The sequence below is a fragment of the Arthrobacter sp. ZGTC212 genome (genome assembly GCF_002929255.1).
Taxonomy (GTDB): domain Bacteria; phylum Actinomycetota; class Actinomycetes; order Actinomycetales; family Micrococcaceae; genus Arthrobacter_B; species Arthrobacter_B sunyaminii.
The window spans coordinates 421,495-437,882 of sequence record NZ_PJIJ01000001.1 but is presented as its reverse complement, the minus strand read 5'-3'; the positions used below and the strand labels follow the sequence as shown (position 1 = coordinate 437,882).

Annotated in this window: 18 protein-coding genes; 9 read left to right on the top strand and 9 right to left on the bottom strand. The window is 65.4% G+C overall.

The genetic code is table 11. The features are described 5' to 3' along the window. Position 1 precedes the first annotated feature (1 nt). From CXQ89_RS02195 to CXQ89_RS02185, 3 genes are read right to left on the bottom strand one after another with little or no spacing between them, the layout of a single operon-like run. Complete coding sequence (locus CXQ89_RS02195) at positions 2–880, bottom strand: ABC transporter permease (protein ID WP_104160144.1); 879 nt, start codon at positions 878–880, stop codon at positions 2–4. Then, positions 877–1,812, bottom strand: a complete 936-nt coding sequence (locus tag CXQ89_RS02190; protein ID WP_258059805.1) for an ABC transporter ATP-binding protein — start codon at positions 1,810–1,812, stop codon at positions 877–879. The genes CXQ89_RS02195 and CXQ89_RS02190 overlap by 4 nt, the downstream gene beginning before the upstream one ends. A gap of 45 nt (positions 1,813–1,857) precedes the next feature. Next, positions 1,858–2,391 carry a GNAT family protein gene (locus CXQ89_RS02185; protein WP_308471678.1) on the bottom strand — a complete coding sequence of 178 codons (534 nt, stop codon included), beginning with the start codon at positions 2,389–2,391 and terminating at the stop codon, positions 1,858–1,860. 110 nt (positions 2,392–2,501) lie between these two features. Here CXQ89_RS02185 and CXQ89_RS02180 point away from each other — a divergent pair, with 110 nt between their 5' ends. The 6 genes from CXQ89_RS02180 (at position 2,502) to CXQ89_RS02155 (ending at position 8,320) form a co-directional block, all read left to right on the top strand. Beyond that, a complete protein-coding gene (locus CXQ89_RS02180) occupies positions 2,502–3,185 on the top strand; it encodes a DUF6308 family protein (RefSeq protein ID WP_104160142.1) in 684 nt (227 codons plus the stop codon). Then, positions 3,182–3,550, top strand: a complete 369-nt coding sequence (locus CXQ89_RS02175; protein ID WP_104160141.1) for a hypothetical protein — start codon at positions 3,182–3,184, stop codon at positions 3,548–3,550. Before CXQ89_RS02180 ends, CXQ89_RS02175 begins: the two co-directional genes overlap by 4 nt. 296 nt (positions 3,551–3,846) lie before the next feature. Further along, complete coding sequence (locus CXQ89_RS02170; protein ID WP_104160140.1) at positions 3,847–4,746, top strand: hypothetical protein; 900 nt, start codon at positions 3,847–3,849, stop codon at positions 4,744–4,746. Further along, the gene (locus CXQ89_RS02165) at positions 4,747–6,357 is read left to right on the top strand and encodes a hypothetical protein (protein ID WP_258059804.1); all 1,611 of its coding nucleotides are present in this window, start codon (positions 4,747–4,749) and stop codon (positions 6,355–6,357) included. It abuts the gene before it with no gap. Continuing rightward, complete coding sequence (locus CXQ89_RS02160) at positions 6,354–7,031, top strand: ABC transporter ATP-binding protein (protein ID WP_104053277.1); 678 nt, start codon at positions 6,354–6,356, stop codon at positions 7,029–7,031. Before CXQ89_RS02165 ends, CXQ89_RS02160 begins: the two co-directional genes overlap by 4 nt. Next, on the top strand, positions 7,028–8,320 hold the full coding sequence (locus CXQ89_RS02155) for an ABC transporter permease (protein WP_104160139.1): 1,293 nt from the start codon (positions 7,028–7,030) through the stop codon (positions 8,318–8,320). Before CXQ89_RS02160 ends, CXQ89_RS02155 begins: the two co-directional genes overlap by 4 nt. Here CXQ89_RS02155 and CXQ89_RS02150 read toward each other — a convergent pair. From CXQ89_RS02150 to CXQ89_RS02140, 3 genes are all read right to left on the bottom strand, one after another. Continuing rightward, positions 8,317–9,462, bottom strand: a complete 1,146-nt coding sequence (locus tag CXQ89_RS02150) for a glycerol dehydrogenase (RefSeq protein ID WP_104160138.1) — start codon at positions 9,460–9,462, stop codon at positions 8,317–8,319. The two genes, CXQ89_RS02155 and CXQ89_RS02150, sit on opposite strands and share 4 nt — an antisense overlap. 105 nt (positions 9,463–9,567) lie before the next feature. Further along, positions 9,568–11,205 carry an ABC transporter permease gene (locus tag CXQ89_RS02145; protein WP_104160137.1) on the bottom strand — a complete coding sequence of 546 codons (1,638 nt, stop codon included), beginning with the start codon at positions 11,203–11,205 and terminating at the stop codon, positions 9,568–9,570. Next, positions 11,202–12,137, bottom strand: coding sequence for an ABC transporter ATP-binding protein (locus tag CXQ89_RS02140; protein WP_104160136.1), 936 nt, complete (start codon positions 12,135–12,137; stop codon positions 11,202–11,204). The genes CXQ89_RS02145 and CXQ89_RS02140 overlap by 4 nt, the downstream gene beginning before the upstream one ends. 169 nt (positions 12,138–12,306) lie before the next feature. On the opposite strand from CXQ89_RS02140, the gene CXQ89_RS02135 reads away from it, so the two are divergent. After that, positions 12,307–12,732, top strand: a complete 426-nt coding sequence (locus CXQ89_RS02135; protein ID WP_258059803.1) for a LexA family transcriptional regulator — start codon at positions 12,307–12,309, stop codon at positions 12,730–12,732. A gap of 8 nt (positions 12,733–12,740) precedes the next feature. Next, a complete protein-coding gene (locus tag CXQ89_RS02130; RefSeq protein ID WP_104160134.1) occupies positions 12,741–14,027 on the top strand; it encodes a Y-family DNA polymerase in 1,287 nt (428 codons plus the stop codon). Here the strand turns inward: CXQ89_RS02130 and CXQ89_RS02125 are convergent. Together CXQ89_RS02125 and CXQ89_RS02120 are read right to left on the bottom strand one after the other, a co-directional pair. Further along, the gene (locus CXQ89_RS02125) at positions 14,024–14,398 is read right to left on the bottom strand and encodes a PadR family transcriptional regulator (protein ID WP_181032204.1); all 375 of its coding nucleotides are present in this window, start codon (positions 14,396–14,398) and stop codon (positions 14,024–14,026) included. The two genes, CXQ89_RS02130 and CXQ89_RS02125, sit on opposite strands and share 4 nt — an antisense overlap. A 2-nt stretch (positions 14,399–14,400) precedes the next feature. Continuing rightward, entirely contained in the window at positions 14,401–14,853 is a 453-nt protein-coding gene (locus tag CXQ89_RS02120; protein WP_146067181.1) for a hypothetical protein, read from the bottom strand. Between the two features lie 85 nt (positions 14,854–14,938). On the opposite strand from CXQ89_RS02120, the gene arfB reads away from it, so the two are divergent. Continuing rightward, a complete protein-coding gene (gene arfB / locus CXQ89_RS02115; protein ID WP_104160131.1) occupies positions 14,939–15,361 on the top strand; it encodes an alternative ribosome rescue aminoacyl-tRNA hydrolase ArfB in 423 nt (140 codons plus the stop codon). On the opposite strand, the gene CXQ89_RS02110 is transcribed toward arfB, so the two are convergent. Next, complete coding sequence (locus CXQ89_RS02110; protein ID WP_104160130.1) at positions 15,358–16,260, bottom strand: NAD(P)-dependent oxidoreductase; 903 nt, start codon at positions 16,258–16,260, stop codon at positions 15,358–15,360. The two genes, arfB and CXQ89_RS02110, sit on opposite strands and share 4 nt — an antisense overlap. Between the last annotated feature and the right edge of the window lie 128 nt (positions 16,261–16,388).

The window sequence follows — 16,388 nt, the reverse complement described above, 5'->3', positions numbered from 1 at the left end:
GTCAGCCGATGCGGCGCCGGATCTGAACGGCAGCCAGCAGGGTGAACACCACCGTCATGGCGGCGAGGACGAATACCACGTAGGCGTTGGTGACCGTCCAGTCCCCCACCGACGCAGTGATCCCAAAGAGTTCCTGCAGCTCAATCACTGCCTCCGGCTGGTCCACTGCCAGGACCTGAAGGGAGTCGGCCGTCATCTCCTGGCGGAGGGGCACCGCAGCCTGCATGAACGGCAGAGCGTTAACCACGGTGCGCACACCCTCAGGCAGGGCACCCACCGGAATGTAGGCGCCGGCCAGGAAACCAAGAATCGTGCCCACAATGGTGGACAGGGCTGAGTACGCGCCGGAAGTGCGGACGAAAGAGACCGCAAAGGCGCTCAGTGCCGCAAACGCCACGCAGCTCAGCGCCAGGAAGCCGTAGACCGTGGCGATCTGACCGGCATCGAAGCTGATCCCGTCCACCAGGTACAGGTAGGCCAGGCTGATGATCAGCACCACCGTTGTCATGATCAGCGCCACGACGCCGGCGGAGAGCAAATAGCCAAGAATCAACTGTTCGCGGCGGATGGGGGACACGAGAAAATCCCGGAAACGGCCCGACGACGAGTCCTCCACAAACACGTTCATGGCGCCCAGGCCGGTGGTGATGGAAGTAATGCCGACAATCCCGGCGAACATCCAAGTGTCCACGAAGCCCTTGACCTCGTCCCGCGTGGCGGCAGGGAATGAACTCTGCAGGCTGTCGATTTGGGTGCTGCCCAGAAACAAGGTGTACAGCAGGAACAGAATCAGTGCCGAAAGCAGCGAGAAGAACACGCCCATCCGGTCCCGGAAGAAAAGCCGCAGGTTGCGCTGCATCAGGTTTCCGACGATGTTCATGCGCCCTCCCCCTCGTGTCCGGTCAGCGCCAGAAAAACGTCGTCCATGGTTCCGTGCCGGAATTCGAAGTCCGCCACGGAGTCCCCGTGTTCCGCCAGGATGCGGCGGGCCGTGTCGGCGGTGTCGACGACGAGCCGCACCACCCCGCCGTCGTCCTCGTCGCGGATGCCGGCGCCTGCAGCGGTTGCCAGCGCCAGCAGCGCCGGACGGTTGTCCGTGGTGATGCTCAGGACGGAGTTGCTGTGCCGGGCGCGCAGCTGGGCGGGCGTGCCGTCGGCGATGATCCGGCCGCGTTCAATAATGCACACGCGGTCCGCTTCCTCGGTTTCCTCCATGTAGTGCGTGGTGAGGAAGACGGTGAGCCCGTGCCGGTCCCGCAGCTCGCGGATGGTGGACCAGACCATGGCGCGGCTGGCCGGATCCAGCCCGGCGGTGGGTTCGTCCAGGAAGAGGATCGACGGCGAATGCAGCAGTGCGCGCGCAATGTCCACGCGCCGCCGCTGTCCGCCGGAATAGGTGCCGTAGCGGCGGTCGACAAAGTCGTCGATCCCGATCATGGCGCTCAGTTCCTGGATCCGGGCATCGTTGACCGCGGTGTCGGCCGAATAGAATTTGGCCCTCGTCCGCAGGTTTTCCCGGCCGGTGAGCAGAGGATCCAGCAACGAGTCCTGGAAAACGACGCCGATGTCCTTACGGACTTCGCCGGCCTCGCTGCGTACGTCGTGCCCGCTGACGGTGGCTTCACCGGCATTGAAGGGAATGACGGTAGTGAGGCAGGAAATAGTGGTGGATTTACCGGCGCCGTTGACCCCGAGAAAGGCGAAGACGGTACCGGGCTGAACCTCAAAAGAGAGGTCGTCAACAGCTGTGGTGGCACCGTATTTCTTGGTCAGCCCACGCACGGATATAGCGGTGTCTCCGCTGATTGCCACAATTCCCCCGGATTCTCCGGCAGCCGCAGCCGGTTTGGGGAAAGTCTAGCTGGAGGTTTGGTGCAGATCGTCCCATTCAAAGGGCGTGGTTTCGTTGTTTTCCCAGTCCTGCCGCAGGATGGCGTAGGCAACCGAAGCCACCCGCGTACCGTCCGCCGTGGGCCAGCCGAGGCGGTAGTGGGCCTCCTTGAGAAAGCCTGCCCGGACGAAAGTCTTGCGCATGGCAACGTTGTCCTCCCGTGTCTGACCTTCAAACCGCACCGGATCGGGAAACATTTCAAACACCAGGGAGCACAGGGCCTTCAGGACCTGCGGCCCCATTCCCCGGCCGCGGAACTCCTCCGCCAGCCGCAGGTCGAACATGGGGGTGTCCTCCTCCAGGTCATCAAGCACCACCATTCCGACAGTTTTGGCATCATCGACGATCCAGTAGCCCACCGATTCCTCAGACCAGAACCTGCCGCTGTCCACCGCTTCCCGTGCCGACTCCGCCGTATGTTGTGCCGTCATATGGAAAGGAAAACTGTTTGACGTCAGGAATTGCACAATTGCTTCCGCCTCAGACTCCGACTCGGCCATGGGGCGAAAGTTAATAACCATGGTGGGAGCCTATCCGACACCAGTAGGGTGTTGGTCATTAGGTGTCCACCAGCATTCTCACCCATTCCAAACCAGACTTGGGGATATTCATGAGACGAGTTGTTTCAACCGGGGAAATCACCGTTGAGTCGGCTGCACGGAATCTGCAGGACTATTTCACCGAACTCATGCCGCGGACCGGCAGGGTCCGCAGCAGTTCGCGGTTTGATTCATGGGCCGGCGGCGGCGATGCCCCGGATGTGGTGAACCGGTTCACGGCCGACGACGTCGTGGCCGCGTCCTTCCGCTCGGTGAAAATCCCGGCGCGGACGGCCGTTGCCCTGCTGGAAACCCGGGCCGGGGACATCTCCGACTTGCTCGCGTCCATCCCGGCGGACGTCGATTTGCCCGACGCGGACCCGGTGCAGGATTTGGGCGCCGGCAGCCCGGCGCGCCAGCTGTGGAACCTCCTGCGCGGCAGGCACGACGACGACGGCGGCTGGGGCGTGGGCCCGAGCACCGCCAGCAAACTCCTTGCCCGTAAGCGGCCCCGGCTGATTCCGGTGTACGACTCCATCATCCGCCGGGTCACGGCAGCGCCCGGGCCCAAGGACCAGTGGGAGTACTGGCACGCCTCCTTTGCGGACGGGGTTCTTGCCGAACGGCTGACGGAGATCCGTGCCAAGTCGGGCATCACCGAACCCATTTCCGACCTTCGGGTGCTGGACATCGTGCTGTCCATGCACGGCAAGCGGCAGGGGTTCGAAGCGCAGGAGGAGGATCTGGAGTCTTGAGCGCCCTCCCGTCTCCACCGTCCGGCGCTGGCGGGACCACTGTCCGTCCGGGTCCGGCCAGCCCGTGGCTGGGCACCCCGCCGGGCATCATTGCCCTCACGGCGCTGGTCCTGTCCATTGTCCTTATACCGCTGTTCTTTCCGCTGGCCGGGCTCGCCCTGGTACTCGCGGTCGTGGCTTTGATTCGACGGCGGCCGCAGCCACGCAGCGCCTGGGTGATCGCAATTACCAGTGGTGTCCTCCTAGTCGTCGTGCTGGCCATCGGCATTCTGGCGTCGGTTTTCCTCTTTACAACGGAATCCGGCGGCACCGGCGATCCACAGCCGGCTACAACCTCGGTGTCCGTTCCAGCAGGGGAACCCTAACCGAAGGAAAGGGCGGCCGATCCGTCGCCGCGCACCGGAATTTCTCTCCATTTAATGCCGTCTGCAGATGAGATGAAAACGTTACTGGCCGCGAGCATATTTCCAGGCCGGTTGTGAGGCATTCTTTGAGGTACGTGAGCCCGCAGGTTCACCGCCCGCACTCCTAAAAGAGGATATCCGTGCACCATTCTCCGCGCGCTGCTGCGCTTCTTGCCGCTTTGTGTTTCTCCATAGTCCTCGGCGGGTGTGGTTCGTCCGGTGAAGCTGAAGAAACTCCTGCCGCCAAAGATTCCCCTTTGGCCGAATTCATGTCCTCCGCCTATGACAGCGGGATGAGCGTGGAGGAGCAGGAGAAGGAATACGCCGAACGTGAGCGCAAGCGGGAAGACCTCGTGGCCCAGTGCATGACGGAGGAGGGTTTCGAGTACACGCCGAATGTCCAGGACGTGTCATTTTCCATGGGAACGGACACGGAATGGAATCCTGATTCCCGGGAATGGGTGTCCCAATACGGCTATGGAATGATCAATTTCCCCGGCCGGGATGACGAGCCCGTGGCCAGCGAACAGGAATACGTCGATCCGAACGCGGATTATGTCTCCAGTTTGTCAGAATCTGAGCAAACCGCCTTTTATGAGGCGCTCCACGGCCCCACTCCCGACGAAGAGGACATGCCCGCCGAGGGGGAAATGACGGAATGGGACTGGACCACCGCGGGCTGTTACGGATGGTCGGAGAACGAAATAAACGGCGACGACGTCAACACCTCCGAGAAGCACCAGCCGCTGATTGATTCCATGAATACCCTCTACGAGGACATGATGAGTTCCCCGGAACTCACCGAGGCCGATGCCGAGTGGTCCTCCTGCATGGCCGACGCCGGACACCCCGGGTTCACGGCTCAGATGGATGCGCAGAACAGCATCAATGAAAAGATGAACTCCGCCTACAACGGGGTGAGTGCCAGCACCAGCGCCACCGCCGAGGCTGTTGACCCCGGCGCAATGGTCGAACCGGACATGGACGAGCTGGCCGAGGAAGAAATTACCCTCGCCCTCGCTGACCTGGACTGCCGGGAGAAGACAAACTACAAGGACACCATGGAGAGCGTGCAGTTCGAGCTCGAGCAGCAGTTCATTGATGACCACAAGGCCGAGCTGGAAGCTTTCCGCGCGGACATCGAGCAGGGCAACTGAGTGGCGGGGCTTGGACGCAATGGTGCCGACCGGCCGGCGGACCAGGCATCTGGCCTGGGTCTGCTCCTGGAAGAGGCTCCGGACCGGGCCCAGGAGCAGGACGTTCCCGCACGGTCATCAGCATGGGCAGGCATCATCACCGTTTTCCAACGTAACCGGACTCTCTGGATTGTGGCTGCTGCCGCCGTTCTGAGCCTGGTTGCCGGCCTGCTGCTGGGGCGGTTTCTGGTCTCGCCGGCTGACGCAGCAGGTGCGGCCGAGCCTCCGGTGCCGGGGCTGGTGACCGTTCCCGTGCAGTACGGCCAGCTCAGCAATGACGTAACCATCCGCGGAGAGGTGGCCTACGCGGACCCGGTGGAAGTGCGCATCGACACCACATCAATAGCCGGCCCCGCCGTGGTCACGGGCCAGGTGCCGGAAGTTGGAGCGGAACTGAAGCCCCTATCGATAGCCCTGGAGGTTGCCGGCCGGCCCATCATGGTCCTGCCCGGCGAACTGCCTGCCTACCGGACCCTTTCCCTCGGCGCATCGGGCCCCGACGTGGTCCAGTTCAAGACGGCGGTTCGGACGGTGGGAATCGACGCCGGCGATCCGTCCGACCCGGTGTTCGGCGCAGACGCAGCCAACGCCGTCGCAACCCTTTACGCCGCGGCCGGGTATTCGCTTCCGGAGTCGGAGGAGGGAAGCGCCGAATCCGTCCGCGCAGCGCAGGAATCTGTACGGATGGCGGAGCAGGGTTTGTCCTCAGCCCAGAACGAGCTGGCCATGACGCCGGTGGGTGCAACACCCGTGGAGATCCGGGAGGCCGACAATGCCGTAGCCGCCGCACAGCGAGAGCTGGCCGCCGCGCAGCAGGCCACACCCCGGGATGCGCTGCAGATCGGCAACCTGGTGGATGCCCTTGAACTGGCTGAACTGCGCCGGCAGCAAATCGGCGCCGACCGAACCGACGCTCCACAGCGGGCAGCAGTTGACGCCGCTGCGGTGCAGCTCGCGCAGGCCCAGGAGGACCTGGTCCTCGCCGAGCAGGCTGCGCTGCCGTCACTGCCTGCCTCAGAGGTGCTGTACCTGGCCGATCTGCCCCGTCGCGTCGACACCGTCACTACCGCGCGGGGTTCCATCCTGGAGGGATCCTCCATGACGGTCTCCGGCGCAACGCTGGGACTGTCCGGTTCCGCAGCGGAAGCTGATGCCCGCCTCCTCAAGACCGGAGACAAAGCGTCCTTTGACCTGCCGGACGGCACCGCGCACGCGGCCACCATCACGTCCGTTGCAGCCGGAGAAGGCGACTCCGCGCGATGGACCGTTCAGCTGCAGCCGGACCCCCTGACGCCGGAGCAGATCCAGGAACTCCAGGGAACCAACGTTCGCGTGTCGATCGCCGTCGGCGCCACCGACGGCGATGTTTTGTCCGTTCCCTACGCGGCCCTCACCGCCGGTCCCGGGGGCGAAACGCGCGTGGAAGTGGTGGAAGGAGATCCCCGTGAGGGCGAACGGACGGCCACCCGGCTGGTGGTTGTCCGCAGCGGTTTGGCGACTCCCGGTGCCGTGGAAGTCATCCCGGTGGAAGGGGAACTGGCCGAAGGGGACCTTGTTGTGGTGGGCAAGTGAGTGTCCCCCTCCTCGAACTGCGTGATGTCACAAGGTCCTTCCCGGGTCCACCCGAAGTGCAGGCACTGAAGGGCATCAACCTCACTGTGCGCCAGGGCGACTACGTGTCGATTGTGGGTCCCAGCGGATCGGGCAAATCCACCATGCTCAACATCCTCGGCCTGTTGGACCGGCCCAGTGTGGGCGAGTACCGCTTTGACGGCCATCTGACCGGAGTTCTGGACGAGGACACGCGCGCTGCAGTCCGCGCCCAGCGCATCGGGTTTGTTTTCCAGGCCTTTCACCTCATGCCGCGGCGGTCGGTCCTGGAGAACGTGATGATGCCCATGCTCTACAGCGGAACCCCGCGCATCGAGCGCGCTGACCGCGCCCGGGAGGCACTCCGGCGCGTTGGCCTCGGCCACCGCATCGATTTCCTGCCCGGCACCCTCTCCGGAGGCGAGCGCCAGCGCGTGGCCGTGGCACGCGCCGTCGTCACCCGCCCCAGCGTGCTTCTGGCCGATGAGCCCACCGGCAACCTCGACGGCGGCACCACGCAGGATGTCATGACGCTGTTCGAGGAACTGGTGACCGACGGGCTGGCCCTGGTCATCATCACGCACGACCAGGGCGTGGCCCGGCGTGCACCCCAGTGCGTCCGGATTGCCGACGGAAGGGTGGTCACGCCCGTATGAAGCTCGCCCGCGTCACACGAAACCGTCCCCCTGCCGACCCGCCGGCGGCAGGACTCCTTTCCCCCGTTCCTTCCGCAGACCGCTTCAGTTTTATCGACCTGCTGATCGAAGCCACCTCCGACCTCGGAACACGGCCCGGCCGGCTCCTGATGACCCTTGCCGGAACCATCCTCGGCATCGGAGCCCTCGTCGCCACCCTGGGCTTCGCCCAGACCACCGCCGGGCAACTGGCCAAACAGTTCGACGCCTTCGCCGCCACCCAGGTCATCGCGTCTCCCGCCACGGCCCAGAACTCCGACGGCAACAGCGTTGCCACCGCTTCCCTCCCCTGGGACGCAGTGGAACGCATGGAACGCCTCGCAGGGATCGAACAAGCAGCATTAATCACCGAAGTGAAACTCCGCGAAGGCACCGTCACCGCCGTTCCCGTCAATGATCCCTCCGCACCCCTCACCTCACCGCCGCGGGTTTTTGCCGCCTCCCCCGGACTCATCGACACGCTGGAGGGCACCGTCCTGCACGGCAGGCTCTTCGACGCCGGACACGACCAGCGGCATGACCGCGTGGCTGTGTTGGGCAACCGGCTCGCAGACCGTCTTGGCATCACCCGGGTGGATTCCCAACCGTCCATCTTCATCGACGGCCTGCCGTACGCCGTCGTCGGTGTTTTCGGCGACGTCCAGCAGCGCTCCGAGCTGCTGGAGAGTGTTGTCATCTCCACCGGCGCGGCCCGTTCAGACTTTGGCCTTGGTGCACCGGGAGAGGTGCAGGCGCGCATTGTTGTTGGCGCCGGCCCCCAGGTGGCGGACCAGACTGCCCTCTCCCTCTCCCCCGATGAGCCCGAGCGCATCGACGTCGCAGCCCCGCAGGGACGCTCCCAGCTCGCGGGCAATGTCCAAGCGGACGTCAACCTCATTTTTGTGGTCCTGTCCGTGGTGGTGCTTCTGGCCGGCGGCGTTGGAATTGCGAACGTGACGATGCTTTCCGTCATGGAACGCACCGGAGAGATCGGTCTGCGCCGTGCCATCGGTGCCACCCGGCGCCAAATTGCCGCGCAGTTCGTCGCGGAGTCAGTCATTATCGGACTCCTGGGCGGGATCCTCGGCGCGGCCGCGGGAGTTTTCACCGTCATCGGAATCTCCCTGTCCCAGCAGTGGACGCCCGTCCTCAACCCGCTTGTCGCCTGCGGCGGGGCGCTCCTGGGAGCGCTCGTCGGGCTGGTCGCCGGCGGATTTCCGGCCCGCAAGGCCACGCGCATTGAACCCGTCGTGGCCCTGCGGGGAGCCTAGTGCGCTTTGTACGGCACCGGTTCCGGCAGCCCCGCTTCACGGCGTACCCGGCGCGAGAACCGTTCGATGGATTTCAGTGCGGCTTTGACGTCGGCTGGACCAACATCGAACGGCATGGACTTCATGGTCTCAGCGGGAACAGTGGCAGCCTCCGCCACCAGATCCAGTTCACGGGCGTCGTCCACGGACAAACCCACCTCCGTAAGGGTGTTCGGCAGGCCGACGCGCGTTGTGAACTCCACAAAGTCCCGGATCTCAGCGGTGGGAGCGCCCTCCAGCACCAACTGCGTCAGTGAGCCGATGTTCACCTTCTGTCCGTGGGCGAGGCCATGCGTCTGGGGTGCAGCGGTCAGGCCGTTGTGGATGGCATGGGCGGCAGCCAGTCCGCCGGACTCGAACCCCAGGCCGGACAGCAGGGTATTGGCCTCGATGACCTTTTCCAGCGCCGGCGTGACGAGGTTGTCCCGGGCGGCGTCCAGAGCGGGAAGCGCGAACTCCCACAGCACGTCCCAGCTCAGCCGCGCCAGCGCGGTGCCGGTCTCAGTGGGCAGGCCGCCGGCCATGGTCAGCGAAAAAGACGCAGCCGTGGCGCGTGCTTCCAGCCAGGTGGCCAGCGCGTCGCCCACCCCGTAGGCAAGGAACGACGCCGGAGCGTTGGCCACAATCTGCGAGTCCACCAGCACCAGATCCGGGTTCCGGGTGAAGAACCGGTACTCCTCGAAGGCTCCGTCGGCGGTGTAAACGACGGCGAGCGCCGACGTCGGCGCATCAGTGGAAGCGACGGTGGGCACCGATGCCCAGCGGATGCCGGCTGCGTCGCCGGCGGCCTTGCACGCGTCGATGGTGCTGCCGCCGCCCACTCCCACCACCACGTCAGCGCCCGCGGCGCGGATGGCGCCGGTCAGCCGGTCAATTTCAACGGCCGTGGGTGTTCCATTGAAGACTTCCCGGGTGAGTGGCAGCTGGGCAACCTGCAGGGACGTGCCGATGTCATGGCCGACAAAGCCCCAGACGACGTCGTCGGCCACCAGCAGCGGTGTCTTGCCGACCTGGCTAAGGAACTCTCCGAGCCGGTGGATGGCGCCGGCGCCCTGCACGTAGCGGCCGGGACTGATGACGGTACGGACTGGTGCCTGCTTCATCGTGAGCTCCTGAGGCGGTTCCGACGGCGGCCGACTGGCTGCCGCTGCCAGCCTAGGGGGCGGCCGAAACGGCAGCTAGGGGCAGCCTGCATCCGGGTGCCCTGATCACCCGATCCCGACGTCGCGCCGCCGGAAACCCGTAAAACCCGCCGCGACGAGGACTGCTGCACCCGCCGTCAGAACCGCCAGCGGGGCAGCCTCCGGATCGGCGCTGGGCACCAGCGCCACATGGGCGAGGGATGACAGGTCCATGGCCCAATCGGGCAGAGCCAGCAGCTGTCCCAGAAAGAGCACAATGGCGCTCCACACCACCGGCGCCCACGCCAGTGCAGCGAGCCGGGGAACCAGGCCGTAGAGGGCCGCCGCGACGCCGGCGGACAGGGCGATGGCGGGCAAATACGTCAGCGCAGCAAGGGTCAGCTCGCCCGTCCATCCGCCGTCGCCGGTTCCCGCGGCCACTCCCAAACCTGCGCCGAGCCCCACAACGGCGGTCATCAGGACGGTCTGCCCGGCCACCACAGCGAGCCATCCCGCAAGCAGCCCGGTCCGGGAACTGCCGGTGGCGAGCAGCTGCTCGACACGGCCCGCGTCCTCCTCTGCGCGCAGCCGCAGGACGGCCGAGACGCTGAAGATGAGCGGGGCAACGATGACGAAGGAGACGATGGCGGACGCAAAACTGGTGGTCACATCCGCCAGGTCCACGGTGATGAAATCCGCCAGCTGCGGAAGATCGGAGAATGATTCCTCCAGGGAATTGGCCAGCGCCCCAAAAGCGGCCGCGAACAGGAAAGCGGAGACGGTCCAGGTGGCAAAGGAGCCGCGCAGCAGCCGGCCGGCCAGACCCGCCGGGGAAAGCAGGGCGGGCCTGGCGGTTGCCGGACCGGGCCGGGGCGTCCGCAGCCCGGCGCCAAGGTCCCGCCGCCGGGCCAGCTCCACGGCGAGCACCAGCAGTATTGCCGTGGCCGCAGCCGAGAGGAGCAGCGGCCACCAGCGCAGGTCCACCCAGAGGCGGGTCTGCTGCGGCCAGGCAAGCGGCGAGAACCAGGACAGCCAGGATCCCTGGTTATTGATGACGTCGCCGATTCCCCGGATCAGGAAGGCGGCAGCCAGAACCGCCATTGCCGTGCCGGTGGCTCCCCGCGCGTGCTCATTGAGCTGGGCGGCAACCGCGGCAACCGCACCGAAAACCATGCCGGTGAGCGCGGTCCCGGCGCCCAGGGCAAGCGAACTGGCAGGGTCCAGGGACGCTGTGCCCGCGAGCGCCGCCACAACGGCCGCCCCGACCGCGGCATTGGCGACGGCGACCGTGATGATTGCGGCGGCGGCCGGTGCAAAAGGGCCCACCGGCAGGGCACGGAGCATTTCCATCCGGCCGGATTCCTCCTCCGCCCTGGTATGCCGCACAACGAGGAGGATGCTCATGATGGCGGCGGCCAGATAGAGGTACAAGGAGAGTTCGTTGGCGACCATCGCGCCGAACGTGTAATTCTCCAGTCCAAAGGCCGGTCCGGTCATCATGACCGTGGCCGGGTTGTCCATGAGCGACGCCCGGGCCTGCAGTGATTCCGGGGTGGTGTAGGTCGTCTCGAAAGTGGCCATGGACCCGGCAACGCCTGTGCCGACGGCCAGGGTCCAGACCGGAATAATGATCCGATCCAGCCTCAGGTGCAGCCGCAGCAATCCGCCGGTGGCAGCCCACGGGTTGCGGAAGGACTGCCGGCGGGCAGTGGGTGGTGCGCTCATTGCTCTGCTCCCGCCTCGTCACCGTAGTGGCGCAGGAACAGCTCCTCCAGTGACGGCGGGGCAATGGTCAGGTTTTGTACGCCGGCTTCGGCCAGCAGTGCCAGGATGCTGTTCACCTGCGCATTGTCGACGTCGAACCGCAGATATCCGTGCTCCGCACTGAGGTTGTGCACCCCCGGTGCAGCGGCCAGCGCGGCCGGATCCGCCGTCGTCGTCGCCGTGACCGTGGACCGGGCGAGGTGGCGCAGCTGGGCCAGGGTACCGGTTTCCACGTCGCGGCCGGAGCGGATGATGGTGACGGTGTCGCACAGCTTTTCCACCTCGGCGAGGATGTGGCTGGACAGCAGCACGGTACGTCCCTCGCTGCGCAGGTTCCGGATCTCCTCGGTGAACGCGGCCTCCATGAGCGGATCGAGGCCCGAGGTGGGTTCATCGAGCAGGAACAGCTCAGCATCTGAGGCGAGCGCGGCGACCAGCGCCACCTTTTGCCGGTTGCCTTTGGAATAGGTGCGCGCCTTCTTGGTGGGGTCCAGCTCGAAGCGTTCCAGCAGTTCAGCGCGTCGTGCCGCCTGCCGCTTCGCGTCCCGGTCCTTCCCCGCGTACCGTTTGCCGGCATGTAGCCGGGTGAAGATGTCAATGGCTTCCCCGCCCGTCAGGTTCGGCCAGAGGGTGGTGTCCCCCGGCACGTAGGCGATCCGGCGGTGAATGGCGACGGCGTCTGACCACGGGTCCAGCCCCAGCACCGCGGCGGTTCCGGCGTCAGCGCGCAGCACGCCCAGCAGCACCCGGATGGCGGTGGATTTCCCGGCTCCGTTGGGCCCCAGGAAACCGGCAACCTGCCCTGCCTCCACCGTGAGCGAGAACCCGTCCAGAGCACGGGCAGAGCCGAAGGCCTTGACGAGGCTGGTCGTTTCGACGGCGGGCTGATTCATGGGAGCTCCGGTGGCATCAGACGTGGGCTGGGTCTTGTCCTGCTCGGTTAGTACTGCCTAGTTTGTTTTGCCTAGTCTGCGCGAACCCGCGCTGTGAGCCAAGTGTTTTAAAGGTCGGTGCTAACCTGTTGTTATTCGAAAGTGTGTTCTAGGGAGGTGTGCGGTGCCCGTGTTTTCCTCCGACTCTGCGCCGCGTTCCGGCGGCGCGAAGGAACAGCCGGCCACCCGCGGTTCAACGCTTCCGGCCGGGTTCGCCTCGCCCGCCCAGGACTATTACGACGCCGGCATTGACCTGAACCGGCACCTGATCCGCGATGCCACGTCCACCTTCATCATGCGGGTTTCCGGCGACGCCATGGACGAAGCCGGCATCAGCGACGGAGACGAGCTGATCGTGGACCGGTCGCTGACGCCCAAAGACGGGTCGGTGGTTGTTGCCGTCCTCAACGGAGAGCTGATCATCCGGCGGCTGCAGTTGACCGGCCAGGGGATCTTCCTGCACGCGGACAGCCCGGACTCAGAAGACATCCGGGTGCCGGATCCCGCGGAACTGTCCGTCTGGGGTGTCGTGACCCGGTGCCTGCACCATGTCTAGGCCGTCTCATGGCTGAGCAGCACCGCATCGCACTGGTGGACGTAAACAGCTTCTACGTCTCCTGCGAGCGCGTTTTTGACCCGACGCTGGCCGGTATTCCCGTGGTGGTGCTCTCCAACAACGACGGCTGCGTGGTGGCCCGCTCCGATGAGGCCAAGGCCCTGGGCATCAAGACGGGTGAGCCGTGGTTCAAGCTGGCCGAGGCCGCTCCCAAGCTGGGTCTGGTGCAGCGCTCGAGCAACTATGAGCTGTACGGGGACCTGAGCTCGCGCGTGATGCAGCTGCTGGCACGCTTCTCCTCCGAGCAGGAGATTTACTCCATCGACGAGTGTTTCCTGCACCTGCACGGCACCGATGAGGAACTGCGGACCCGGGGCACTGACATCCGGGCTGCCGTGGCGAAGAACATCGGCCTGCCGGTCTGCGTGGGAATCGGCCCCACCAAAACCCTGGCCAAATTCGCGAACCGGATCGCCAAGCAGAATCCCCACATGGGCGGGGTCTGCAACCTCGACACCCTGGATCCCGCCGTCGTCGACACCATTATGTCCCGCGTGCCGGTCACCGGCCTGTGGGGCGTGGGCGCGCGCAACGGTGCCCGGCTGAACGCGCTGAGCATCCACACTGTCGCGGATCTGCGCGCCGCCGATCCCGCCGCGATTCGTGCGAAGTTCTCCGTGGTGCTGCAGCGCACGGTGCTGGAACTGAACGGCACCGCCTGCATTCCCATGGAAACCGAGTCTGCAGACAAGCAGCAGGTCCTCTTTTCACGCAGCTTCGCGACGCCGGTGACTACACAGGAATCGATGCGCCAGGTCATGAGCCTGTACGCCCAGAAAGCGGCTATTCGACTGGCCAAGGAGGGACAGCTGGCCAGCGTCATGACGGTTTTTGCGTCCACCTCGCGGTTCAGCGGCACTGAAGCATCCTCCCCCTCGGCCACGGTCCGGCTTCAGCGGCCCACCGCGGATCCCCTGGTGCTCACCCGGGCCGCGATTGACGCCATGGATCCCCAGGTGGTGGAGGGTGCCCGGTATGCCAAGGCCGGAATCATGCTCACGGGCCTCTCCCCCGCCGGCGCCGAGCCGGTGTTCGACCTGTTCGATGCCGGACCGGAGCAGAAGGACATCGGGCCGCTGCTGGCGCAGGTCACCGACAAGTACGGCGCTGCCAGCATTGGCCTGGGACTGGCCGGGATGTCCACAGCCAAGCCGGACTGGACCATGGCGCGGAACTTCGCTTCCCCGCGCTACACCACCGAGTGGTCCGACCTTCCGGTGGTGAAGGCGGTTTAGCGGCCAGTTTTCCTGCCGGCTCCAGGGTCCGGAAATTCAACCAGGCTGGCGGTGATTCCGGCAAGGAACTGCGACCCCAGGCCTGTCAGGGAGATCTCCTTGCGCTTTGCCCCGGTGCGCGGGACATCGACCTCCGCGCTGTGCAGGAGACCGGTGTCCTGCAGCCTTTTCAGGGTGCGGTAGAGACTGCGCTCGGTGATCTGCCAGCCGGTGCCTGCTGCAACCTCTTCTGCGACCCTGGCCACCGTCACCGGTTGACGCTCGGCCACTGCCCGCAAAACCACCGGCGTCAGCATGGCTTTCTTGTAGGTCTCCACCCAGGATTCAACCCGGGCTTGAACCCATTCCTGTTCCTCAACGGGTCGGGCCACGCTCAGTCTTCCCATCCGCGGCCCAGCACGACGCCGGCGAGGTGGACGAGGAGCCCGGCTCCCCAGGCGGCACTCATCACGAGCGTGGCGCCGAACCAGGGGGTGGATAGCAGCTCATGGGCCGCGGCGCCGTCGGCTCCGCCGGTCGAACCCAGTGAAAGCGCACGGATGACGGCGTGCAGGTTGAAGGATGCCGTTACGGTGACAAAAGCGAGGGTGTGCGCAATGGCCAGGCCGAAGCGGATCTTGGTGAGTTTGCGGTAGTTGCGCCAAAACCAGACGGCAATTCCGGCTGCAACCAGGGCGGTGAGGATCCCGGCGAGAAGAGTGATGTCTCCTCCGGTGAAGGCAATCACGGCTTGGATCGCCGCCGTGGCGGCGACCAGAACCAGCAGATACGGCAGGAGCACGGTGCGTGCATTGACGGTTGGCTGAGGCAGGGTGTTTGTAGTCATGGGCGGCACTGTACCAATGGCACACTACCGATGGAAGAGTGGTTGTCACGGTGCTGCACCGGCTAACCCATGCGAGGCTGGGGGTATGGACTTGATGGTGTCGCCCGCGCTCACGATTCCCGCGTCGGAACTGACCTGGCGTTTCTCGCGCTCATCCGGTCCCGGCGGGCAGCACGTCAACACCTCCGACAGCCGGGCAGCACTGTCCTGGAATGTGGCTGCCTCGACGTCCCTGACCGACACCCAGCGGCAGATCCTGCTGCGGCGCCTCAAAAGGCACCTGATTGCCGGAACCGTCACCGTCACCGCTTCGGAACAGCGCTCCCAGCTGCGCAACCGCGAGATCGCCCTCACCAAGCTTGCCGAGATGGTGGCGGACGGCCTCGCCCCGGAGGCAGCAGCCCGGCGGAAAACCAAACCCACCCGGGGCTCGAACTACCGGCGTCTCGACGCCAAGAAGCAGCGCTCCGCCACCAAGCGCCAGCGGCAGCGGCCTCCGACCGATTAGCCGGCTGCGCCGTCGTCCTTCTGAAGGGCCTTTCCGTCGGCGTCCAGGTAGTCACGCCAGGAGCGCTTGGGCTGCCAGCCGAGCATCCGCTGGGCCTTGGCGCTGGAGATTCCTGAAGCGTCGGGCCGGTCAAGATCGCGCAGTTCGATCCGGTCGCCGTAGTACTTCGTCAGCACCTCCGCGAAGTCATGGCCGCCCGCGTTGTCCGGTGAGGCGATGTAGAAGACTTCGTGTCCGGGCAGGTCGGACTCGGCGGCGAGGACAATGGCGTCAGCCAGGTCATACACATCGATGTAGCTCCACAGCCCGGGGCTGAGCACAGAAGCGTCGCGGATCTGCGGGCCCAGATTGTTTTCATAGTTGCCCTCGAACTGCACCCAGCTGGGCCGGATGGAGATGCATTGAATGTCGGACCGGGCAACAGCGGCGTCCATGAGCTGCTCACTAAAGTGCTTGGCGAGCGCGTAAGGGTCCTGCGGCTGGATCGGGTGTTCTTCATCCACGGGAGCGTACTCCGGAAGGAAATCGCGTTCCGGGAAAAAGAACCCGGGCACCGTTTCGCTGGAGATGAAGACGAAGCGCTGAACGCCGAAGCTGACGGCGGCCTCAAGGACGTTGAAGGTGGACATGAGGTTGTTCTGGAAGACAACCTGGGGAGCATGGCCCGTGGGCTCGGGGATGGCGGCGATGTGCACGACGGCGTCGACTCCGTGCACGACGGCGTACGCTTGCCCGGCATCCGTGAGGTCGGCCATGACGTAGCGGGGCGTGCCTTCCGACTTCCGTTCGTAGCTTGGCCGGCTGAGGTCGGTGGTGATGACTTCGTGTCCGGCGTCGATCATTGCCTGCGTGGCGGCGCGTCCGACTTTTCCGTGGGCTCCGGTGATGAGGACTTTCATGGTTGCTCCTTGGATGTGACGCACGTCGGATCTGTGCTGTCGGATTCATTGCACGTCGCCCGAGTATAGGGCAAGGAATCGTGCGGGACTCAGCCACATGGCTGTGGGACACACCTTATAAAATTGGG